The organism is Methanohalophilus sp. RSK, from assembly GCF_003722075.1.
In the GTDB taxonomy this organism is placed as follows: Archaea; Halobacteriota; Methanosarcinia; order Methanosarcinales; family Methanosarcinaceae; genus Methanohalophilus.
The window spans coordinates 17,944-40,371 of record NZ_RDSK01000001.1; the positions used below are offsets into that span (position 1 = coordinate 17,944).

Below are 22,428 nucleotides of genomic sequence, written 5' to 3' on the forward strand. Positions count from 1 at the left end.
TCAACTCTCCTTCAGTTTTTTCTGTATAGCATGCAGCCTGTTCAACGCTTCCATTGGAGTGAGGTTATTGATATCCAGGTCCCTTATTTCCTCTGCAACCGGATCAAAATCCTTCTCCCCACTATTTTCCGGATCTACCAGCAAAAGCTGGGTATATTTGGCACCACTCTTACGTTTCCTGGAACCTTCACTTTCCCTGCTGATCACACTCTCACTTTCAATATCTTCCAGGATCGACTGCGCCCTTTTGGTCACCTTGTGGGGAACCCCTGCAAGTCTGGCTACATGGATACCATAACTTTTGTCAGTGGCACCGGGCATTATCTTGCGTAAAAACACCAGATCATCTCCGTCCTCCTTGACCGCTATATGATAATTCTTAACCCTCTTGAGCGATTCAGCTATCTCGGTCAGCTGGTGATAATGGGTAGCAAAAAGGGAGCGTACACCCTGGCGGCCCTTGTTATGGATATACTCCACAACGGCCTTTGCTATGCTGTAACCGTCATAGGTACTGGTCCCCCTGCCGATCTCGTCCAGCAGCACCAGGCTTTTCGCAGTGGAATTGTTCAGGATATTGGCAAGTTCCACCATTTCCACCATGAAAGTACTCTGCCCGCTTGCCAGGTCATCAAAAGCCCCCACACGGGTAAATATTCTGTCCACGATACCTACTGAGGCATGGGAAGCGGGTACAAAGGATCCCGCCTGGGCCATTATGACAATCAGGGCGACCTGTCTCATGTAGGTGGATTTACCCGCCATATTGGGACCGGTTATAAGGAGGAACTGGTCATCAGAACAATCCATTTCCACGTCATTGGGAACAAATCCTCCCTCAACTGAATTTTCCACAACAGGATGCCTGCCTTCCCGTATCAGTATCCTGCAATCATCGGTAATGGAAGGACGCACATAATTATTGTTCACCGCAACCTCTGCCAGGGAGGCCAAAACGTCCAGCTCTCCCAGCAAGACTGCCATCTCCTGCAACTGTTTCGAATGATTTGCTACCACCGAGATGACTTCATTGAACAGTTCATATTCCAGTGCCACCCTTTTCTCATCGGCAGACAGGATTTTACCTTCCCAGTCCTTGAGTTGGGGGGTGTAAAAACGCTCGGCATTGGTCATGGTCTGTTTGCGGATGTAATCATCAGGCACCTGGGAAATATTGGGTTTGGTAACCTCCAGATAATAACCTATCACCTTGTTGTAGCCTACCTTGAGGGATTTGATCCCGGTCCTGTCCCTCTCCTTCTGCTGGAATGAGGCAATCCAGGATTTGGCATTACTGGAAATTTCCTTCAGTTCATCCAGTTCCTCACTGTAGCCGGATTTGATCAAACCGCCCTCACGCACGGACAGAGGTGGCTCTTCCACTATAGCCCGGTCAATCAGTTCGGTAAGAGTATCGATTTCCCTGAAATCTTCCATTCCCTGTACTATCCGGGCAAGCATTGCCTTATGCTCCCCCTTCAGGGTTTCCAAGAGAGAGGGCACAGATTGCAGGGATTTTTTGAGAGCAACAAGGTCCCTGGCATTGGAATTACCATAAACCACCCTGCCCACAAGTCTCTCCACATCCTTTACATAGGAGAGATGGGAGCGCACATCAAATCTCAACAGGGTGTTATCAGACAATTCCTCCACAGCATCCAGCCGTTTATTTATATGGGAGACGTCAAGCAGGGGTTTAAGGATCCACTTTTGAAGCAGGCGGCTGCCCATGGGCGTTTTGGTCTCATCCAGTACCTGGAGAATAGTGGTATCCTTTCCATCTCCCCTGACATTTTTCACAACCTCCAGATTACGCAGTGTAATGGAATCCAGTATCATGAATTCGGAGGAGGAATAGGTATGAAGGGATTGGACATGATTTAATTCACGCATCTGGGTTTCCAGGGCATATTCCAGGGCACAGCTGGCCGCCATTTTTGCAAAGGGGAGGTCGGAACAACCCATGCCTTCCAGGGTGGAGACGCCCAGATGTTCACATAAATGCCTGTTTGCAGAGTCCGGATCCGTGGAAGCAGCATCAAATTCATTGGTAGAGAGCCTCAACTCTGCCAACCTGCTTTGTAATTCCTCATTTTCCCTTAATTGGGGAAGGACAATACATTCGGCAGGTCGCATCCGTGCCACCTCTCCCGCAATCCCGTCAAAGGGAGGTTGATCGTTGATCTGGGTAGTCAGGAATTCTCCTGTGGATACATCCAAAAAGGCCACACCAAAATCCTGACCCCTGCCGGCAATAGCCATCAGGTAATTGTTCGAGGGATCAGAAAGCATGGAAGGATCGATAACAGTTCCGGGGGTGACCACACGCACCACTCCCCGTTTGACAACTCCTTTAGCCTTTTTGGGATCTTCCAGCTGTTCACATACAGCGACCTTGTAGCCTTTCCGGACCAGTCTGGGCAGGTAATTATCCACCGCATGATAGGGAATTCCTGCCAATGGCATTTTTTCCCCGTCCTTTCCCTTACCACGGGTGGTGAGAGTTATGTCAAGTTCCTGTGCGATGGTCTTTGCATCCTCCCCGAAAGATTCATAGAAATCCCCCATACGGAAAAATATCAGGGAATCGGGATGTTGCTCCTTGGCAGCATAATATTGTTGCATCGCAGGTGTAATCTTGCTCATTGGTAATCTATCCGGCAAACGTGTAATTCTTGGTCTATTACACTATAAGCCTCTTTTTCATAAGGTTTATTGACAGCAGGAAAACCAGCAGGGTTGCTCCAAGCATCCAGGCAATGTTCAGTAGCAGGGAAGCCTCTATTATACCACTCATCAAGGACCTGACAACGATCACTATATGTGCCAGGGGCAGGATTGCCAGGGCGATGTACTGTACCGTTTCCGGTAGCAGGGATAGCGGGAAAAAAGTCCCGCTGAACAGGAACATGGGTGTAATTAGCAGGATGGAGGGATATGTCAGGGAATTAATATTGGGAGTGATTGCCGTAAAACACATGGCAATACAGGAAAACATCAATCCTGCCAGAAAGGCAAAGGGGATTACCAGCAGGGAATGCGGATAGACAGCCAGGCCAAAAATTGACAGGATCGGCAGGATAATACTGGCATTGATCACACCCCGCGTCGCTCCCCAAAGAAGTTCCCCGGCTATTACCTCATCTATATTCAGAGGGGTCACAATAATGGCATCAAAGGTTTTCTGGTAATACATCCTCACATAGGAGCCGAAGGTACATTCATAAAAACCGGCAAACATCATGGAAACCGATATCAGAGCAGGGGCAATGAACTTTGTATAGGGTACACCTTCGATTTCATTGATGTAGTTCCCCAATCCAAATCCCAGGGCAAACAGGTACAGGATAGGTTCCACCAGGGGTGGCAGGAAATTCACCTTCAGGGTGGTCATGAACACATCCCGGTTACGCATCCAGACTTTCAGGACACGCGGGGTAATATCCGGCAGGGCAAAATACGACATCATTCCCGCAACTTCCTCCCTGTAAGTTTAAGGAATACGTCTTCCAGTGTTGCAGCCCTTGCGGTAATCTTATCCAAACTGCATTCACTGAAAAGATGTTCAGTAATACCGTGAGGATCATTGGTATATATCTGGACCATATTCCCTGCCTGTTCATACCTTGCATTGCTGCCTTCAAGACAGGCTATCACTTCAGGAGTGTTTTCCGCTTCTACTATATCTGTACCAATATGCTCTTTTATTATCGATGACGGGCTGCCTTCCACAAGAATATTGCCATAATCCATTATAACCAGCCTGTCACATAGCTGAGCGGCCTCTTCCAGGTAATGGGTAGTCATTACAATGGTAACTCCCTGTTTTTTGAGACTGCGCAGTTTATCCCACATCACGTGCCTGGACTGGGGGTCCAGGCCCACTGTGGGTTCATCCAGGATCAGTAATTGAGGTTTATTCACAAGCGCCCGTGCCAGAATAAGTCTCCTTTTCATGCCACCGGAGAGAAGATCGGTCATAGTATCCTTTTTTTCATTGAGCTGCACAAAATCCAGCAATTCCTCAATTTTTTGTTCGGCTTTCTTTTTGGGAATATCAAAGTAGCGTGAATATACGTAGAGATTCTTGTAAACGGAAAAATCGATATCGAGATTGTTTTCCTGGGGTACAACTCCCATTAAGTTTTTAATTTTGCGCTGGTCACGTGTTACATCCATATTAAAGACTTTGAGACTGCCTCCGCCGGGAGGAGATACACATTGTATAATCCGCATTGCAGTAGTCTTGCCGGCTCCGTTGGGTCCCAGAAAACCGAACAGCTCACCTTTATTTACCTCAAAACTGACATCATCAACAGCCACAAAGCTTCCAAATTTCTTGTGTAGATTTTTCGCAACGATTACAGGTTCAATATGCCATCACCACATCATTCATAATAAAATGAAATAGGGTTTATTATATTTCATTTTTTCCAGAAAGCCGAAGTTAGCATTACCATCACTGTAAATACTTCCAACCTGCCAATCCACATATTCAACACAAGCAATAATTTACCCATAAACGGCAACAGGTCATAATTTGCCATCGGTCCGAAAAGATTGAAAGCCGGTCCAATGTTACCCAGGGTTGCTATGGATGCACTCAATGAACTGAACACATCCATTCCCATTATCGTAAGCAAACCAGAGCTTATGAAAAAAATGATGAAATAAATTATAACAAAAGATACAATGGAATGCATTACATCATCAGATACTGCTTTTCCATTGAAACGAATGATACGCACAGCTTTAGGGTGAACAGCTTTGAAAAGTTCCCTGTTTGCATACCTTAAAAGAAGCAGGATACGCACAATCTTAACCCCACCCCCGGTTGAGCCGGCAGATCCGCCAAAAAACATCACTATAAATAAAAGCATCCTGCCTGAATCTGCCCATTGATTAAAATCAACCGTTGCGTACCCGGTAGTTGTTAAAATAGATAATATCTGAAATACAGAATACCTGAAAGAAGTACCCAGATCATAGATATGATCTTTGAAAAGAAGAAGAGTAAGACTTAAAGTTGCAATTGCAACAATTAACGTATAGAATTTGAATTCGTCATCTTTTAAAAGACTACCCTTATCCACATAGAACATTCTGTAATGCAATGCAAAATTTGCACCTGCAAGGAACATAAAGAAACATATTATGCCTTCTACAACCGGACTATTAAAAGCAGCTATGCTATCTGCATAGGGCGAAAAACCCCCACATGCCATGGTAGTAAAAGTGTGAGTGACAGCATCATACAGGTTTAGTCCGGCAAGGTAGAGTGCTATACATTCTACAACGGAAATAGCCACATATACCATCCATAGGATCTTTGCGGTCTCTCTAATGCGAGGACGCAATTTGTCCTCCTGGGGACCAGGTACTTCAGCCCTGAACATCTGCCGACCGGCAATACCCAATTTGGGCAGGATGGCTATAAACAGCATAATTATACCCATTCCTCCAAGCCACTGGATCATGGATCTCCAGAATAAAAGACCTCTACTATGACTCTCAATATCCACCATCACCGTAGCTCCGGTAGTAGTAAAACCGGACATGGATTCAAAAAAAGCATTGATAGGAGTCATTCCTTCAAGAACAAAGGGGATTGCACCGAAAATTGCTGCTGCCAGCCACCCAAAAGCAACAATCATGAAACCTTCCTTAAGCTCCCAGTCTTCTTTTGCAGGCTCTATCCTGAAAGCAAAAACCGTACCTGCTATCATTGTTATCGTAAAAGCTATAGCGAATGTCTGGGGGGATTCACCATAATACATGCCTACAAAAAGAGGTATGAGCATCAATAATCCAAGAAGCCATAGTAAAGTACCCAGAACACCCATTACAACTTTGAATTTCATGCAAATACCTCATTTGAACAGTTTTTCTACATCTGGAAGTACAGAAGGTATAGAAAATACAAGAATATGGTCCTCTTCTTTTACTTTATAATTTCCACGGGGAACAATAGTTGAGTCGTCATTGATAACCATACTTGCAATTGAACCTTCCGGAAAGCTCACATTCTTGATTAATTTACCGTTTATTTTTGATTTTTTAGAAATCGTGTACTCCACAATTTCAGCCTTATCTCCTTCAATAGTTGTCAGAGCCTCTATTCCTGTACCCATCGTGAGTTTGAGCACTTCATTAATCGTTGCTTCCATGGGACTCACAGCACTATCTACCCCAACCATTTCAAATAAAGGTACATAATCAAAATGGTCCGCTCTTACTATCACTTTCTTTGTACCCATTTGTTTGGCCAAAAGAGAGCAGAGCAAATTTCTTTCATCACTGTCTGTAACAGATATTACCACATCCATTTCCCCCACACCCTCCTCCCTGAGGAGACTAAGATCAGTACCATCCCCCAAAAGTACAAGAGTTTTTTTGAGGTGATCAGCTACCATTTCAGACCGGTATCTGTCCTTTTCTATAATCTTTATTTTCATATCAGTCGTTTCAAGCAACTGTGCCAGATAAAGTCCAACGATTCCGCCACCAATAATCATAGCAGTATTTTTTTTGATCTTTCCAAAAAAGGAAGATATATCTTTCATTGCAGATTTTTCACCGATAATGACAATGTGATCTTCTGCACGGATAAGATCGTCACCATGGGGAATAATAATTTGTGAACCCCTGAAAAGGGCGCTTACAATACAGCAGTCAAATAAGCCTATATCACGGATATGTTTATCTACAAGATGGCTGTCTGCTTTGACAACAAATTCCATCATTTTTATTTTTCCATCGGCAAATGACTCCGAATCAATCGCAGAAGGTATAGAAAGAATATCAGCAATCTCCGATGCAAGCGCGAGTTCAGGGCATATCATTACATCGATACCAACCTGAGTACGTTTGGCTACCGGCCTGTCTATATAATCAGGATTACTGACCCGTGCCATGGTCTTAAAGGTCTTACTGGATTGCTTTATCAATTTAGTTGTCATACAGGCGACAATATTTATCTCATCATCACCTGTTAAAGCCAGAAGAAGATCGGCACCAATCAATACTTTTTCAAGAATTGCGGCGTTTGCACCATTCCCCGTGATTACCTGAACGTCAAGTTCATCCGCTCTCTGACAGGCATTTTCATCCTCGTCGATGACAACAATATCATTTTCCAGATACAACGATTTTGCTATATGATAGCCAACTTCCCCTGCACCTATGATGATTATTTTCATCCATATTCCCCATAAAATTATACTATACAAAACAAATTCATAACCCAACTATTAAGATCACTCATATTAATCTTTGTTAGTTTACCACCCTTCCTGAGTGGATTTGGAATTCTGTAAGGATTAATATAGGGAAAATGGACAAAGCCACAGAAATATCATTTAATATTTAAAAAAGGAGTTGATGTATGGTGGGACCGCGGAGATTTGAACTCCAGTCGCAAGACCCCCAGCCTTGCAGGATGGACCAGGCTACCCTACGGTCCCACGGGATTGGTTCTAATAGGAACTTTCCCTATATCACTTTTTCTGCCGGGCTACCCATTCCTTATAGACTTTTGTGATCTGGGCACCTTCCAGGAAAACACACCCATGCAACTGGGCATAGGTCCTGGCATCCTCTTTTGAAAGGGCTTTGCCGTTGGTATCGTCCAGCATTTCACAGACTACCATGACAGGGGTTATACCGGCCATCTGTGCAAGAGCAACCGACAGCTCGGTCTGGCCCCGGCGGTTTTCCACAAGTCCTTCAGCTGCCCGTAGCAATGCAACATGGCCCGGCGCACGGAACTCATCTCCAAAAACAACGGCTTCACCGTTTCTACCCTTTTCAGAAATCTCAGCCAGCTTGTTGATTGTCAGGGCCCTATCATTATCCGGGATACCCGTACGTGTGTCCCTGTGATTGACCCAGATGGAAAAAGATGAACGACTATCATATGCCAGGTCACCGGCCTGCTCCACGGTATTACCAATTGCAGGCCATCTGCCTGCCCCTTCTGCCAGCAGATCCGCCATGAAAGGTAGACCCAGCGTCGTACAGACCTCATCGGCCAGGGCAGTACAGATCAGGCCCCCGCCATCGCGACGCATCCAGCGTACATCATCAGGAGTAATAGCAAAAGCCGCAATAACAAAATCCGTCTCCCCTTCCCGGCTGTCCGAATCAAATATAAATACCATTTCTCCCCGCTCAACCGCCTCAACACCCTTTTTCACTTCGGGGTCTGAAAATTTTAAATTGTCCATACTAAATACCTCCAATCAATAATCAACGGTAACCTCAACCTCATCTCCGTCCTTCAGATCAAGCTCATCACGCAATTTCACGGGAGAGATTATCTCCAGCAGATCAGCCGGATAATGGGTCCGGTCGGGAACCACAACTGCTGCCTCAAAACCCTCAACTTTCACACAAAAACAATGACATGCACCGAAAGTACGCTCCCCACTTGTAAAACCGGAGATCGGAATCACAGCACTTTCTGCAAGTTTATCCCTGAACTTCAGGCTAAGGTCATCCAGACGCAAATTGAGAGTTCCGGGGTAAGGGGAAAACCCAAGTTTGTCCCCAAACTGGCGCTGGTAGCCTTCCTGGCCAATATAGTAGTGACCTTCACCAAGCCCGCTTACAATATATCCCCGCATCTGAATCGGTTGTTTTTCAACGGTTTCGGTGAATATATGTCTGTAATCTTCGTACTCCTTTTTCAGCAATTGCCGTCCAGTTTTCGAAAGGAGCACTTCCTGTCCACCAGGCACAATACGCCTCTCAATATAGCCTTCATCTTCCAGGGATTTGAGAATCCTGGCTGAAGTTTTGGAACTGGTTGCCATGTATTCTGCAAACTCAGCTGAGGATAGTTTAACCGGATGATTCAATCCGCCTAAAAGGCCCAGTTCTTTCAGTGCTGGAATTAAATGCATGTGAGATACTCCATCTCAAAATTGAGACATATCTCATATCTGGCTGATTATTAATAAATGTTCGGCCACCAGCGGAGTAAATTATAACCATCGTGAAGACCATGAGAAATTAGGGAGAGGAATTTCCAGAGGTTAGCCATGAAAAAATACAACCCACATGAAAACAGGCCCTCTCATGCAGGCTGGAGAAGAGACCTGTATGATATAATCTTCGAGGCAGATACACCTCTTGGAAAGGCCTTCGATATAGCACTGATAATTGCCATCCTGGGAAGTGTTGTCATTGTAATGCTGGACACCGTGGAATCCATAACCGCTGTTCACCATCATACTCTCTACATGCTGGAATGGGATTTCACCATTCTTTTTACCATCGAATATATGCTGCGACTGATATGTGTCAGAGACAAAAAAAGGTATGCAACCAGTTTTTTTGGTGTGATAGATCTACTGGCAGTACTGCCTACCTACCTGACAGTAATCCTGCCCGGCGGTCAATACCTCCTTGTAATACGTATCCTGAGACTGTTGCGGATATTCAGGATACTTAAATTGGTGCAGTACCTCTCAGAAGCCGACCTGCTGATACGGGCACTGCAGGAGAGCCAGCGTAAGATTACATTATTCCTGTTCACTGTTTTGAATCTGGTAGTAATTCTGGGTTCTGTTATGTATGTGGTTGAAAGTTCCAATCCCCAGTTCACCAGTATTCCCCAGAGTATTTTCTGGGCAATCGTTACCATAACAACGGTAGGTTACGGGGATATTATACCCACCACATTCCTGGGAAAGACCATCGCTTCACTGGTAATGATCATCGGTTATTCTATCATCGCTGTACCTACAGGGATAATCACACAATCGATAATACGAGTTTCCAAAGAGGAAGACAATAAAAAAGTAAATGAACAGACAAAAGGAAATATATTTTCAAAAAAATGCCCGGGTTGTGCTTTTCAGGGACATGATCTGGATGCTGCCTACTGTAAACGTTGCGGGGAGAGACTTGAGGAGAAATGAAAATGGAGCATGGGGATAATAATGGACATTCGCATCATGCAATGATGCTGGAAGATTTCAGGAAACGCTTTTTCGTATCTGTAGTTCTTACATTACCGGTTTTATTCCTGTCACCGATCATCAGACAGGCATTGGAAAGTGCAGGAGTGAGCCTGCCGACAATTGAAGGTACCTCTTATCTGCTTTTTGCCTTTTCCACACTGATCTTCTTCTACGGTGGCAAGCCCTTCCTTACCGGTCTGCTGGATGAACTCAGATCCCGCCAGCCCGGCATGATGACATTGATTGCCGTTGCCATCAGTGTGGCCTATATTTACAGCAGCCTTGTGGTTTTCGGTCTGGCAGGCAAATTCTTTTTCTGGGAACTGGCAACCCTTATCGACATCATGCTCCTGGGCCACTGGATCGAGATGAGATCTGTAATGGGAGCCTCCATGGCTCTTGAGGAACTGGCAAAACTCATGCCCTCAAAAGCCCATCGTCTGGGAAAAAATGGTGAGGTAGAGGATGTAGCACTGAACGATTTACAGAATGGGGACAGGTTGCTGGTCAAACCGGGAGAAAAGCTTCCTGCTGATGGCAGGGTGGCAAAAGGGCAATCCTCGGTCAATGAAGCAATGTTATCCGGGGAAACCACTCCGGTATCCAAAGAAAAAGACGATGAAGTAATTGGAGGTTCCATCAACGGGGAAGGGTCCCTGGAGATTATTATCGAAAAAACCGGTTCCGATTCATTCCTCTCCCAGGTAATTGAACTTGTAAAACAGGCCCAGGAAAGTCGCTCCCGTGCACAGGACCTGGCCAACAGAGCCGCCCTGTGGCTGACTATCATAGCCTTAAGTGCAGGTGCTGTAACGCTTTTTGCCTGGGCTAATCTGGCAGGTTATGATTTTGCCTTTTCCCTGGAAAGAGCGGTTACAGTGATGGTAATCACATGTCCCCATGCCCTTGGCCTGGCAATTCCCCTTGTGATTGCAGTATCCTCTGCACTGGCCGCCAACAACGGACTGCTGATCAAGGACAGGGCTGCCTTTGAAAAAGCCCATGAGGTCGATGCGGTGGTTTTTGACAAGACCGGGACCCTGACTGAAGGAAAATTCGGGGTCACCGACATAATTCCCTTTGAGAATGTATCAGAAGAGGAAATCCTGAAACTGGCTGCTTCAGTAGAAGCTGAATCGGAACATTCCATAGCCCGGGGTATTGTGGAATCAGCAGAGGAAAAATATCCTATTGAGGATTTCAACAGTATCCCCGGCAAGGGAGCGTACGCAACAGTTGAGGACAGGCAGATCACAGTTGCAAGTGGCTCCTATATAGCTGACCAGGGGTTCGAACCTGACGCAGCTGAAACAGAGGGGTTAACATCTCAGGGTAAGACTGTTGTTTTCGTGGTTGAGGAGGATAAATTGATAGGTGCTATAGCCCTTGCAGATATTATACGTCCTGAATCAAAACAGGCAATAGCTGCCCTGAAAGAGAGAGGTATACGCTGCATGATGCTTACCGGGGATAATGAAAATGTAGCTGGCTGGGTATCGGAAAGTATAGGCCTTGACGAGTATTTTGCTGAAGTGCTTCCACAGGAAAAAGAGGGGAAGATTAGGGATATCCAGGACCGTGGACTGCGTGTGGCAATGACAGGTGATGGTGTGAATGATGCACCTGCCCTGGCCCGTGCAGACCTGGGCGTGGCCATAGGGGCTGGAACGGATGTGGCTGTGGAGACGGCGGATATTGTGCTGGTACGCAGCAATCCTCTGGATATAATAACTGTTCTGGATCTCTCAGCAAAAACCTACGGGAAAATGAAGCAGAACCTGTTCTGGGCCACAGGTTACAATGCCATTGCCATCCCACTTGCAGCAGGGGTGCTGGCGGGATAGGGAATCCTGCTGTCTCCGGCTGTGGGAGCGGTGCTTATGTCGCTGAGTACGGTTATTGTTGCTGTAAATGCAAAGTTGTTATCCCTTGATTGAACTCCAATAGATAGCGGAAATTGACTAAAATATTATGACCAAATGAAACTACAAGATTTCATTTTCTATATTTTTTCTTAACTATGAATACTACCAAAATCACAAGAAATACTATCGTAAACCCAGGAAAAGGTATAGTTGAAACTTCTTTGTCGTTGACCTGATTCCGGTAAATATGATTTTCAGCATATTCTGCCTCATTTATGCCTTTACTATTATTCAATAATAAATTTTCTTTTACTGTATTATTGATAGAATCTTCAAATAATAATCCATTTTGGGTATTAGAAGATATATTATTATTCCCGATTATATTATTAGTAGAAGATATAAAATATATCCCATTTCGATTGTTAAAGCTTATGTGATTAAAGAATATTTCATTACTAGCAGATGATTCAAAAAGCATACCGTTCCATTCACTAAATTGAATAGTATTATTTTCAAGGATGTTATTATTCGAACGCTCTACGAAAATTCCATCAAAACCACTTGCAATAATACTATTTTCTTCAATCATATTCCCGACAGACAAAACAACGCCTATACCATTATGATTGTTTAACAAAATATTGTTGCTTATTGTACAATTATTTACTTCATCTAGATAAATTCCAGCCTTTTCAGGACCTTCAACTCCACTTATTGTAAAACCTTTCACGGTAACATTATCTGAAGTAATGAGACTGTCGGAAAAGTGGTGAAATCGAAACATTTCAAGCAATGACTGAAAGTAAAACGCTATGCTGTGTTGCACTGTATTTAATGGATATGTTATAATTTTCTTGAATATGGGCTTTTCCGACAATCTCAAGTAATATTAAAAACATTATTTATTGGATCTTCAGCTCTAACAATACAATCATCAGCATTTTCAGAAAACGACGTTACGGTCAATTCTTTATTGATATTGATATTTTCCACATAAGTTCCATTGTAAACTAATATCGTGTCACCAACATTTGCCTTTTTTACAGCATTCTCTATTTTCAGGTAATCACTGTCCCCACCATCATTTACACTTATTACTTTTGCAGATGTTAATCCTGAAAATATTATGACGAAAATCAACGCAAAAGTTAATACCCCCAATACTTTTCATCACTTTCCTCCCTCTTTTATAAGCGATTTTAAATCTAAATTTATGATATACACCAGCTTACTGTCTTAAACTCTCTTCCACAGATTCAATCCACTCTCGTCCAATAATTTATAAAACTGAATTTTCAAAAAATCAGTAATTACAAAAGCCATTATGGAATAAACCCATACAAAAGAGGCCAGTCCCCAACCTATGGGAGTAATGTATATTCCATATACCACAATTAAAGTCGCTATTAATTTTGTGATTATCGTTGACCAGAATAAGATGCCACTAGGTCTTATGGACCAGAAAGGTCCTTTTGTACGAGCCAAAAAAATTGTCAAGTGTCCTGCAACTGCAAGTTTAAGGAATATGAAAGATTGAATTGCACCTTGGCCCAAATTTAATACATGTTCGCCAATATAAAAAATAAGAAAAGAAGATATAACTCCTATTATACCCAGAAAAGTAGCCATACTCAAAATTTCCCTCATATTCCATTTATCAGGCAGGTTGGAATATCTGACATTATCATAAGCAATCGCCATTATCGGAGCATCATTAAATAAAGCGAGCAGAACTATCATAAGAGCAGTTACCGGATAGAAATTAAAAATTAAGATAGATAGCGTAATGAAAAACAGGACTCGTACTGTTTCAGCAATCCGATAAATGGAATAACTTTTCATACGTTGAAATATCATACGGCTTTCTTTGATAGCATCAACAATCACTGAAAGACCGGCTTTGGTAAATACGATATCTGCTGCGGATTTTGCTGCATCTGTAGCGCCTGCAACTGCAATACCTACATCAGCTTTTTTCAAAGCAGGCGCATCATTTACACCATCACCTGTCATTCCCATGATGTGTCCTCTTTTTTGCAAAACTTCAACAATATGATATTTGTGTTCTGGAAATACCTGGGCAAATCCATCAGCTTTTTCAATACATTTCCCAGCTTTCTCATCGGATTTGTCAAAAATAGAAGATTCAGTAACAATATTTGTGTTTAGCTTAACTTGTTTTGCAATTTGTTTGGCGATAGCAAGATGGTCCCCAGTAACCATTTTGATGTCAACACCCATGGATTGTGCATTCATTATCGTTTCAGCTGAATCATCATATGGTGGATCGTACAAAGCAATTATACCCAATACGTCCCATTTTCCCTCCATATCACCTTTTGCCACCCCAAGTGCACGATAGCCTTTTGAAGCAAAAGTGTCCACAGTTTCTTGAACTTGCTCTATCATCTGTTTATCAGTATCTGCCATTTTCAATATAACCTGAGGTGCCCCTTTTGCAAACCTGAATTTTTCACCTTGATCACTTTCAACTGTAACTTCGCTGCGCTTTATAACAGGATCAAAAGGCTTGAAATCCATTACCTGATATTTTTCAGATTTATCTGTAATGTCTCTTATAGTATTGATCTTGGAGATTATTGCATTATCAATAGGGTCACGGTCTTCCTCTCTTGATGCAAGTAATCCTGCCAGGTATACATCTGTACTATCAAATCCATCAAAAGATACCACATCTGCCAAAGCGAGCTTATTCTGGGTAATAGTACCGGTCTTATCGGAGCAGAGTACATCCATTCCAGCCATTTCTTCTATGGAGGTAAGCTTACTGACAATAGCTTCCTTTTTAGCAAGATTCATGGCTCCTACTGCCATTGAAACAGATAGAACTGCCGGCAATGCTGCAGGAATAGCCGCAACCGTAAGCACAAGAGCAAATTGTAAAGTATCTAATAGGCTTTCGTGGCGAAACAGTGCCGCAAGAAAAATAATTACCACCAGAAGCGATGCAAGGACAATGAGATAATCCCCGATCTTAATTATAGCTTTTTGGAAATGACTTTGAGTTTTGGCTTCTGCTATCAGCTTGGTAGTTTTTCCAAAATATGTATTCATGCCTGTAGAAATCACAAGTGCATCCATTTCACCCTGTTGAACAACAGAACCGGAATAAGCAATATCTGAAACATGTTTTTCCACAGGAAGGGATTCACCTGTTAATGCAGATTCATCGATTTCTAAATATTCTCCATCTATTAGTTTAGCATCCGCTGGGACAATATCTCCTAAACGCACCCTTACAATATCTCCAGGAACGAGCTCACGTGAAGGGATTTCAGACCATTTACCATCGCGTTTCACTTTGGCATTCAAAGCCATTTTTTTCTTTAATAGCTCAATAGCATTGTCGGCTTTATTCTCTTGCCAGAACCCTACAACTGCATTTAATAACAAAAGAATAGAAATTATTATGAAATCTTCCCATTTTTGTATTATCAATGATAGAATAATAGCTACTTCAATCATCCACGGAATGGGACCCCAAAAATATCCAAAAATTTTTTTTAATGGACTTGCTTTTTTCTCTATAATCTCGTTATATCCGTATTTTTGAATTCTTTTTTGGGATTCCGAGACAGATAGTCCATTATTAGAAGAAGAAAGTCGCTTAAACATCTCGTCTACTGAAGTGACAGCTATGTCTTCCTGTTTAACACCTTCAGAAGTCTTCATACTATCATTATCCAAAATTATCCAAACCCCTTAACTAGAAAGATTGTCTAGTAAGTCAATTTCCCCACAATAAGAGTAGAACAAGTTTTGTATATATCCTTTTGGATTCTATGATTCTAGCAATTTATATATTTATAAATATATCATATTTTATTGTAATGAAGTATTGTTTGTGAACACAGAAACTGCAGATAAATATTCAATACACTTCTTCGAACCACCTGCTGACATAAGATTACACTTCCAATCTAAAACAGTAGTAAATTATTAAGGATGATTTTTTAGTCAATTTCGTATCTTTATCGATCTATTGCAATATTTCCTATATATAGCTTCTGTAATAAAACAAGATACCAGAATAAGAGTTGCTGCAGATTTATTCAACTGGTAATATACAAGGATACAAAAAAATACTATACTACTTACAAGGGAAGCCCAAATCAAATAAGGTTTGGCTCCAGTTTCTTTATATAAATGTAAGTGACCATAATTTACAGCTATATATATTATTAATAAAGAAGCACTTGCTATCATCCCGATACCCGCAAGATTCAAGAAATTAGTGCATAATCTTTAGCTTGGGATATTTCCGGAAGGGAAAGATTGCCTACAACTGCCAGACTTACAAGTACATAAATGAATATGACTATCAATACACTCAAATAAAGGGCTCTTGGAAGGGTTTTTTGAGGATTGTCCATATCTTCAGCTGCATTAGTAATCAGACCAAAACCTTGGTAAGCAAGGAATAACATGCCTGCGCCAAAAAGGATATGTGACGTACCAGAAAAAGTTGATAATGACAAATTTGAAGGTTCAATAAAAAAACATTCCTGATAGGGCAAAAAGCAAGAGAATACCTACTTTTATTGATACAATAAAAACTTCAGATTTACCTACAGCTTTTGCACCTATGAAATTTATTAAAGTAAAAACAAGTATTATTGATGTAGAAAAGACATTGGACCAAATCTGAGCTGACCCGGAAGGAAGAAAAGTCATAGCATAGTAGGATAATCCTTTAGCATATAAAGCAAGCCCAAATATATAACCTACCCACAGAAGGACATTAAGCCCTCCGCCTAGAACCCCGTCACCAAGTCCTCTTACCAGAATTACTTTGCTAAATCATCCTCAGTGATTTAAATAATTATTTACATGTAGATTCTTCTTAGGCATCTATTTTGTATTTAAACAGAGTTAATCATTATATAGTTTAATATGAAATAAAAATAGCAAATAGTTATTAACTTATATAAAATACTTTAAACCTCACGATATCTACAACGTCGAAGATTATTTGTACTGCAAACAGTATCTCCTTTGTACCCTTAATTAAAGAGCAGGTGTCATTATGGAAATTAACGGAGTAGAAATCGAAGATACTTTTGCAGAAGCATTCCCGATAAAGATCGGAAGAGTACTGATCACAGCCGTGAACGAAAAATGGGCAAGGGTAGCTGCACAGGAAGCTACAGGTTTTGGTACTTCTGTCATCATGTGTCCCGCAGAAGGCGGTATCGAAAGGGTTGCCAGTCCTGATGAAACCCCTGATGGAAGACCTGGTGTTTACATCCAGCTCTGCACCTTCGGCTACAAATCCCTGGAAGAACAGCTCCTGGAAAGACTGGGCCAGTGTGTACTGACCGCTCCCACAACAGCAATGTACAACGGTCTCCCGGATGCTGAAAAACAGTTTGACACTGGTTTCAAGCTCAAATTCTTCGCAGACGGTACAGAATCCGAAACCGAAGTCGGTGGCAGGAAAGCCTACAAGATCCCAATGATGGAAGGCGATTTTATTACCGAGCACTCCATGGGTGGAGTAAAAGGTGTAGCAGGCGGAAACTTCTTCATCTTCGGCGACTGCCAGATGAGTGGCCTCAATGCCGCAGAGGCAGCAGTTGAAGCCATAGAAAAGGTCGAAGGCTCCATCACCCCATTCCCCGGTGGTATCGTGGCCAGTGGTTCCAAACCAGGTGCCAACAAGTACACTTTCCTCAAGGCAACCGCAAACGAAAAGTTCTGCCCCTCCATCAGGGACCAGATCGAGGATACCCAGATCCCCGAAGGTGTGGGAGCAGTTTACGAGATCGTTATCAACGGTGTCAGCGAGGAAGCAATTTCCAGCGCAATATCCGCCGGTATAAAGGCATCCGTAAAGGTTCCGGGTATCAAAAAGATCTCCGCAGGCAACTACGGCGGAAACCTTGGCCCCTACAAATTCAATCTCCATGACCTCGTATGAGACGGGGTCCTCTTTTTTCCTTTTTCGGATTCGGTAATGATGCTTGAAAGTGAACCCACTGAGCGTATCGATTCACGTGCATTGAAATCCTGGTTTGTAAGCGGGCTCTTGCTAGGTATTGTCGCCTTTTCAATTCCATTAACTTACATTTTTCTGATAGGTCCTGCATGGGATTTGCCACGGGATTGGGGCTGGATAGCTATAGCACTGGTGACAGTATTCACATTATGGTCGGCAATAATTGCACCACAGCTCAGGATACGTTTCTGGCGCTATGAAATAAGAGAAAATGAAGTAGATATCCAGAACGGTATTTTCATTATCAGAAGAACTCTTATACCTATGGTCAGGATTCAACATGTTGATACTGAACACGGCCCTGTGATGAGATTCTTCGGGCTGGCAACATTAAGGATCTCCACAGCCGCTACAGACCATTACATTCCCGCTTTATCAAGGGAAAAAGCTGCAGAGCTCATGGGAGAAATAGCAGCTCTTGCAAGAGTAAGTGATGAAGATGTCTGAATATAAGCGCCAGCATCCCTTCATGATAATCCTGGAGACATTCAAAAGCATAATATATGCAATACCACCGGTGTTCTTCTTTGCATTATCCCTAAGGGATGAATTGAGCAGTGTGGACATTCCTTTTCTGGCTGCTATCGCTTTGATCGTCACCCTTACATATTCTACAGCAAAATGGTATCTTTTCACCTATCAGTATGAAAACGGCTACCTGCACATAAGAAAGGGATTGCTGTTTAAAAAGGAAAGGTCAATCAAGAGAGAGAGAGTCCAGACGGTCAATGTGATCACGAATTTTATACAAAAACTCCTGGGTGTGACGAGTTTACATGTCAAAACAGCCGGCAGTACAGAAGCAGAACTATCCCTCACTGCTGTAACCCTGCAGGAAAGCCAGAACATAAAGACCTATTTAGAAAACCATACAACAAGCGAGTCCGGCAAAAATCATACAGGGGAATCAGAAACCGGGAATTCAAAAGTAGATACTGTAAATACTTACAATATCCCCTTACGGAACCTGCTCCTGGCAGGAGCCACTTCAGGACGGTTCATGTTACTTTTTTCCCTTATAGCGGCTGCATTATCCCAGCTTTATCCATATATTCCTCAAAGCTACCTGGGACTCGTGCTTGAGCAGGTAATTCCCCGGAACAATATCAATATCAGTCTACTCCTGATACTAATATTTGGATTATTGCTGCTTTCATGGATCATATCAACCCTGGTTTTTGCAGTCCAATACGCCAATTTTACCCTGCAACGCCAGGAAGATGATATCCGGATATCCTACGGCCTTATTGAACAAAAGGAATACAACCTGAATATGAAACGAATCCAGGCCCTGTCTGTAAAGGATAGTTTGCTGCGACAGCCCCTTCGCCTGTGTTCTATCTATGCAGAGGTTGCCGGAGGCAGCTCTGAAAAGCAGGATTACGTGACTACATTATATCCCCTGCTGCATGTAAAAGAACTGTCAAAATTCATGGACAACATGTTCCCCGAATACACTATTCCTGAAAATATGCAACCCCTGCCATTAAGGTCAAAGAAACGCTATATTATACGTTTACTGGTTCCAGCTATTGTGATTGTTTTATTGCTCCAGCTGGTTCCCTACGGATGGATCTCCCTTTTGATTCTGCCTCCTGTCTTCTTATTGGGGCTTTCCCGCTACAATACAGGAGGAACTGCGATCCTGGAAAAACAATTAACACTCAGATTCCGCAATATTCACCGCTATCATGTATTCGTATTGAGAGACCATATCCAGACTATGCAGATAAGTTCCAATCCTTTCCAGCGCATGAGTGATCTGGACACAATCGGGGTTTCCGTACTATCATCAAGAGGTGGAAACCGGTTTGCAATCGCTGATGTTGACAGGGAGGAAAGTGGGAAAATCTGGAACTGGTTTTCCCGCAACTAAAGTTACCTATAATTTATTTTAAAGACCCAGCATGGCCAACCCAGAAGAAAGGGAACTGCGTATCAATTCCAGCGGGTCCACTCCCGTAACCTGTATCATAACCCAGGCTCCCAGGAAAGTCCCTACCACACTTCCGATATTTGCCAGGGCTGCCACCAGAACTACTTTGAAAAACCTGTTTTGACGTGCCTCTGCAAAAGATTCTGTATCCATCATGGCTTTGAAATCAGCAGTCGTGGGATGGCGCTGTTTTGCTTCCACAAGACCTGCAAACCAGCCTGCAGCCATCATGGGATTCAAGGAAGTCAGCCAGGCTACACCAAAAGATGTCGCTATAGAATAGGGATGTCCCCCTGCAATGGTTGCTCCTATAGCACTCAGGGTACCGTTTATGATGAACCACCAGCCAAAAGCAATCAACAGGAGTTCAATGGAAGTCCCTGAAAGGATTATCAACATGAATGTTGCAAGTGCCAGTGCCACAATAGCGATACCGAAAACTTTCATCAGGTTGAAACGCTTCTTGGGCAGGGTTACCAGCGAGGATAATGGGGGTATGGTCCTGGGATTGGAGAGATATTTCTCGATACCACTCCTGTGGCCTGCTCCCACCACAGCCACTATATTTTTACCGCCACCTGCAGCCGTTCTTGCCAGGCTGCCTGCAATATAGGCATCCCTCTCATCGATAAGTACTTCTGCAGCATTGGGGGATGTATGACGTAATTCTTCGATCAGGACTGTAACTGTATCCTGTTCGGTGATATTATCTATATCAATCTCATCGCCACCTCCAATTCCCAGGGCTGCGGCTATCAGGGTTCCTACCATTTTTGTTTTTTCGATCAAACCCATTTTTCCCCAGAAACGCTGGAGAGTTACCTGGATATCCCGGTCCACAAGGGCAACGTCAGCCCCTATTTCCTCTGCTGCTTCAATCGCAGCTAACATTTCAGCACCGGGCTGTACTCCCATATCCTTCCCTATCCTTTTCTGGACATGGGCCAGCAGCATATGGACCAGGAAAAAATAGATCTTACCCTCTGCAAGCAGTTCCTTAACAGATATATCCGAAGTTTGGGTCTTACCCTTAAGGGCATCATAGCGGCCCTTGCAAAGTTCAACCGCCACCACATCAGGTTGCTGGTTGTGAATTGTCTCCTTTACTTCACGGATACTTTTTTCCGAAACATGGGCCGTTCCCACCAGGCTTATCCTGGAAGGAGCAGGAGCTACATTTTCAGAAGTGGAATCTGTTGAAAAATCGTGTTCCCGAGCTTCTGAAGAGGTAGTGGCGCTGTTATAGTTGTAGCTCATGGTTTCCTGTCGGGAATCAGTAATATACGGGTCATTAGCCATTAAAATCCCTGTTTTACTCACTTAGAAGTGTCATTGTATGCATAAGGTCTGTTCTTGAAAGGATACCTATAACCTCTCCATCTTCCATTACTAAGAGGCGACCCACGTTATTATTGGTCAGGACCTTAAAGGCTTCCGATGCATCAGCAGCAGGTGAAATAGTAACCACATCCCTTGTCATTACATCGGAAATGAGGGTACTTATCCTGTCAAGTTGCGTTACCTTATGTACATCCGTAAACGTAACAATGCCTTTTAAAACATTGTGTTGAATCACGGGATAACCCATGTGTTTATGGTCAAACATGAATTGTACAAGCTCTTCCAGGTTCATCTCGGGAGATACTGAGATAATATCACTGCTCATCACATCTTTTACCTGGACATTTTCAAGGGTACGAGTAACAGCAGTGGAACGTTCCTCACCTGAGGCTCCCATATAAACAAATACTGCAATCAATAAAAGCCAGGGATTCCAGGGATCGGAAAGAAGACCCAAAAGTGCCAGCATAAAAGCAAAAAATTTTCCGACATTCGCTGCGTTACGGGTTGCCTGTATATAATTCATATGGCGGGCAAAAAATGCACGCAAAATCCTACCCCCATCCATTGGGAAAGCAGGAATTAAGTTGAATGCCCCCAACACAATATTGATGGAAGCAAGGATATAAGCAATACGATAAGGTATGGTGGTAGCATAACCTGTAACTACCGTATCTATCACAAAATTTAGTCCAAACAGGATACCACCAATCAAAAAACTTACAAGTGGTCCTGCAAAAGCCATTTTTGCTTCCTGGCCGGGTTCACGGGGCATCTCTTCCATGGAAGATACACCACCTATCAAAAAAAGAGTGATGTTATCTATCTTAACCCCATATTTTTTTGCAAAATAAGAATGGCCCAGCTCATGCAAGAGGACACACGTAAAAAGGAGGATTGTTATCAAGAGGGACAAGCCGTAACCTAATAGGGCAGGCTGGACATCTGCAAATCCAACGGGTTCGGGTACACTTGAAAAAACAAATGCAAAGAGAAACAGTACAATAAGAAAAGTGATATGGATCAATATAGGGATACCCATTACACTCCCGATTTTGAAAGAAGTTTTCATAACTGAACCTTTTTAAGTTCCTATTATTTAGTTATTTAGTTTTAGTGATGTGAATGAGTACCTGACGAATAATACTTTCACACCGCTTGGTTTCAAAATATATATCCCTGGAGACCTATTAGGAAATAGTCACGGATTCGATGGGCACACGCCTTTACAAGTTTCAAGGCTAGGTGCCATCGATCATCCCCTCAACCGTGATACAGGCACCCTTTTATTTTTTATTT

Annotated in this window: 18 protein-coding genes and 1 tRNA gene; 5 read left to right on the forward strand and 14 right to left on the reverse strand. The window is 43.0% G+C overall.

From position 1 onward, the window contains the following. The 8 genes from mutS to EFE42_RS00120 all read right to left on the reverse strand — a co-directional run bounded on the left by mutS (window position 1) and on the right by EFE42_RS00120 (window position 8,903). Window positions 1-2,646 carry a DNA mismatch repair protein MutS gene (gene mutS, locus EFE42_RS00085; RefSeq protein ID WP_123135319.1) on the reverse strand — a complete coding sequence of 882 codons (2,646 nt, stop codon included), beginning with the start codon at window positions 2,644-2,646 and terminating at the stop codon, window positions 1-3. Window positions 2,647-2,683: 37 nt separating this feature from the next. Next, window positions 2,684-3,469, reverse strand: a complete 786-nt coding sequence (locus EFE42_RS00090; RefSeq protein WP_123135320.1) for an ABC transporter permease — start codon at window positions 3,467-3,469, stop codon at window positions 2,684-2,686. Further along, window positions 3,466-4,323, reverse strand: a complete 858-nt coding sequence (locus EFE42_RS00095) for an ABC transporter ATP-binding protein (protein ID WP_158599143.1) — start codon at window positions 4,321-4,323, stop codon at window positions 3,466-3,468. The genes EFE42_RS00090 and EFE42_RS00095 overlap by 4 nt, the downstream gene beginning before the upstream one ends. Before the next feature lie 101 nt (window positions 4,324-4,424). Beyond that, on the reverse strand, window positions 4,425-5,861 hold the full coding sequence (locus tag EFE42_RS00100) for a TrkH family potassium uptake protein (RefSeq protein ID WP_123135322.1): 1,437 nt from the start codon (window positions 5,859-5,861) through the stop codon (window positions 4,425-4,427). A gap of 9 nt (window positions 5,862-5,870) precedes the next feature. Further along, window positions 5,871-7,199, reverse strand: a complete 1,329-nt coding sequence (trkA, locus tag EFE42_RS00105; protein WP_123135323.1) for a Trk system potassium transporter TrkA — start codon at window positions 7,197-7,199, stop codon at window positions 5,871-5,873. 186 nt (window positions 7,200-7,385) lie between these two features. After that, window positions 7,386-7,463 (reverse strand) — tRNA-Pro (locus EFE42_RS00110). Window positions 7,464-7,496: 33 nt separating this feature from the next. After that, entirely contained in the window at window positions 7,497-8,225 is a 729-nt protein-coding gene (gene ribB / locus EFE42_RS00115) for a 3,4-dihydroxy-2-butanone-4-phosphate synthase (RefSeq protein ID WP_123135324.1), read from the reverse strand. Between the two features lie 15 nt (window positions 8,226-8,240). Further along, window positions 8,241-8,903, reverse strand: a complete 663-nt coding sequence (locus tag EFE42_RS00120; RefSeq protein ID WP_123135325.1) for a winged helix-turn-helix domain-containing protein/riboflavin kinase — start codon at window positions 8,901-8,903, stop codon at window positions 8,241-8,243. A gap of 138 nt (window positions 8,904-9,041) precedes the next feature. Between EFE42_RS00120 and EFE42_RS00125 the strand changes: the two genes are divergently transcribed. Together EFE42_RS00125 and EFE42_RS00130 are read left to right on the forward strand one after the other, a co-directional pair. Next, window positions 9,042-9,923, forward strand: a complete 882-nt coding sequence (locus EFE42_RS00125) for an ion transporter (protein ID WP_123135326.1) — start codon at window positions 9,042-9,044, stop codon at window positions 9,921-9,923. 2 nt (window positions 9,924-9,925) lie between these two features. Next, window positions 9,926-11,809 carry a copper-translocating P-type ATPase gene (locus EFE42_RS00130; RefSeq protein WP_370448637.1) on the forward strand — a complete coding sequence of 628 codons (1,884 nt, stop codon included), beginning with the start codon at window positions 9,926-9,928 and terminating at the stop codon, window positions 11,807-11,809. Between the two features lie 151 nt (window positions 11,810-11,960). Here EFE42_RS00130 and EFE42_RS00135 read toward each other — a convergent pair whose 3' ends face one another. From EFE42_RS00135 to EFE42_RS00150, 4 genes are all read right to left on the reverse strand, one after another. Continuing rightward, a complete protein-coding gene (locus EFE42_RS00135) occupies window positions 11,961-12,617 on the reverse strand; it encodes a nitrous oxide reductase family maturation protein NosD (RefSeq protein WP_255419042.1) in 657 nt (218 codons plus the stop codon). Window positions 12,618-12,712: 95 nt separating this feature from the next. Next, window positions 12,713-12,994 (reverse strand): hypothetical protein, encoded by a 282-nt coding sequence (locus tag EFE42_RS00140; RefSeq protein ID WP_123135328.1) that lies wholly within the window; start codon window positions 12,992-12,994, stop codon window positions 12,713-12,715. A 75-nt stretch (window positions 12,995-13,069) separates the two neighbouring features. Further along, window positions 13,070-15,541 carry a plasma-membrane proton-efflux P-type ATPase gene (locus EFE42_RS00145; protein ID WP_233564663.1) on the reverse strand — a complete coding sequence of 824 codons (2,472 nt, stop codon included), beginning with the start codon at window positions 15,539-15,541 and terminating at the stop codon, window positions 13,070-13,072. Window positions 15,542-16,077: 536 nt separating this feature from the next. Further along, the gene (locus EFE42_RS00150; RefSeq protein ID WP_123135330.1) at window positions 16,078-16,281 is read right to left on the reverse strand and encodes an amino acid permease; all 204 of its coding nucleotides are present in this window, start codon (window positions 16,279-16,281) and stop codon (window positions 16,078-16,080) included. 599 nt (window positions 16,282-16,880) lie between these two features. Here EFE42_RS00150 and fhcD point away from each other — a divergent pair. Genes fhcD through EFE42_RS00170 form a run of 3 tightly spaced genes read left to right on the forward strand, consistent with a single transcriptional unit; the run spans window position 16,881 to window position 19,728 of the window. Then, a complete protein-coding gene (gene fhcD / locus EFE42_RS00160; protein ID WP_123135332.1) occupies window positions 16,881-17,774 on the forward strand; it encodes a formylmethanofuran--tetrahydromethanopterin N-formyltransferase in 894 nt (297 codons plus the stop codon). A gap of 36 nt (window positions 17,775-17,810) precedes the next feature. Then, window positions 17,811-18,299: a PH domain-containing protein gene (locus EFE42_RS00165; RefSeq protein WP_123135333.1), complete on the forward strand. Its 489-nt coding sequence runs from the start codon at window positions 17,811-17,813 to the stop codon at window positions 18,297-18,299. Beyond that, the gene (locus tag EFE42_RS00170; RefSeq protein ID WP_233564664.1) at window positions 18,292-19,728 is read left to right on the forward strand and encodes a PH domain-containing protein; all 1,437 of its coding nucleotides are present in this window, start codon (window positions 18,292-18,294) and stop codon (window positions 19,726-19,728) included. Before EFE42_RS00165 ends, EFE42_RS00170 begins: the two co-directional genes overlap by 8 nt. Window positions 19,729-19,746: 18 nt before the next feature. Here EFE42_RS00170 and EFE42_RS00175 read toward each other — a convergent pair whose 3' ends face one another. Further along, window positions 19,747-21,087, reverse strand: a complete 1,341-nt coding sequence (locus EFE42_RS00175) for a TraB/GumN family protein (protein ID WP_123135335.1) — start codon at window positions 21,085-21,087, stop codon at window positions 19,747-19,749. 13 nt (window positions 21,088-21,100) lie between these two features. After that, window positions 21,101-22,201 carry a CBS domain-containing protein gene (locus EFE42_RS00180; RefSeq protein ID WP_123135336.1) on the reverse strand — a complete coding sequence of 367 codons (1,101 nt, stop codon included), beginning with the start codon at window positions 22,199-22,201 and terminating at the stop codon, window positions 21,101-21,103. Window positions 22,202-22,428 lie beyond the last annotated feature (227 nt).

Bases quoted from the DNA above. Each gene is read 5' to 3' on its own strand.
- mutS (WP_123135319.1), bottom strand. From the start codon at position 2,646: ATGAGCAAGATTACACCTGCGATGCAACAATATTATGCTGCCAAGGAG.
- EFE42_RS00090 (WP_123135320.1), bottom strand. From the start codon at position 3,469: ATGATGTCGTATTTTGCCCTGCCGGATATTACCCCGCGTGTCCTGAAA.
- EFE42_RS00100 (WP_123135322.1), bottom strand. From the start codon at position 5,861: ATGAAATTCAAAGTTGTAATGGGTGTTCTGGGTACTTTACTATGGCTT.
- trkA (WP_123135323.1), bottom strand. From the start codon at position 7,199: ATGAAAATAATCATCATAGGTGCAGGGGAAGTTGGCTATCATATAGCA.
- ribB (WP_123135324.1), bottom strand. From the start codon at position 8,225: ATGGACAATTTAAAATTTTCAGACCCCGAAGTGAAAAAGGGTGTTGAG.
- EFE42_RS00120 (WP_123135325.1), bottom strand. From the start codon at position 8,903: ATGCATTTAATTCCAGCACTGAAAGAACTGGGCCTTTTAGGCGGATTG.
- EFE42_RS00125 (WP_123135326.1), top strand. From the start codon at position 9,042: ATGAAAAAATACAACCCACATGAAAACAGGCCCTCTCATGCAGGCTGG.
- EFE42_RS00130 (WP_370448637.1), top strand. From the start codon at position 9,926: ATGGAGCATGGGGATAATAATGGACATTCGCATCATGCAATGATGCTG.
- EFE42_RS00135 (WP_255419042.1), bottom strand. From the start codon at position 12,617: ATGTTTCGATTTCACCACTTTTCCGACAGTCTCATTACTTCAGATAAT.
- EFE42_RS00150 (WP_123135330.1), bottom strand. From the start codon at position 16,281: ATGTTATTCCTTGCTTACCAAGGTTTTGGTCTGATTACTAATGCAGCT.
- fhcD (WP_123135332.1), top strand. From the start codon at position 16,881: ATGGAAATTAACGGAGTAGAAATCGAAGATACTTTTGCAGAAGCATTC.
- EFE42_RS00165 (WP_123135333.1), top strand. From the start codon at position 17,811: ATGATGCTTGAAAGTGAACCCACTGAGCGTATCGATTCACGTGCATTG.
- EFE42_RS00170 (WP_233564664.1), top strand. From the start codon at position 18,292: ATGTCTGAATATAAGCGCCAGCATCCCTTCATGATAATCCTGGAGACA.
- EFE42_RS00175 (WP_123135335.1), bottom strand. From the start codon at position 21,087: ATGGCTAATGACCCGTATATTACTGATTCCCGACAGGAAACCATGAGC.
- EFE42_RS00180 (WP_123135336.1), bottom strand. From the start codon at position 22,201: ATGAAAACTTCTTTCAAAATCGGGAGTGTAATGGGTATCCCTATATTG.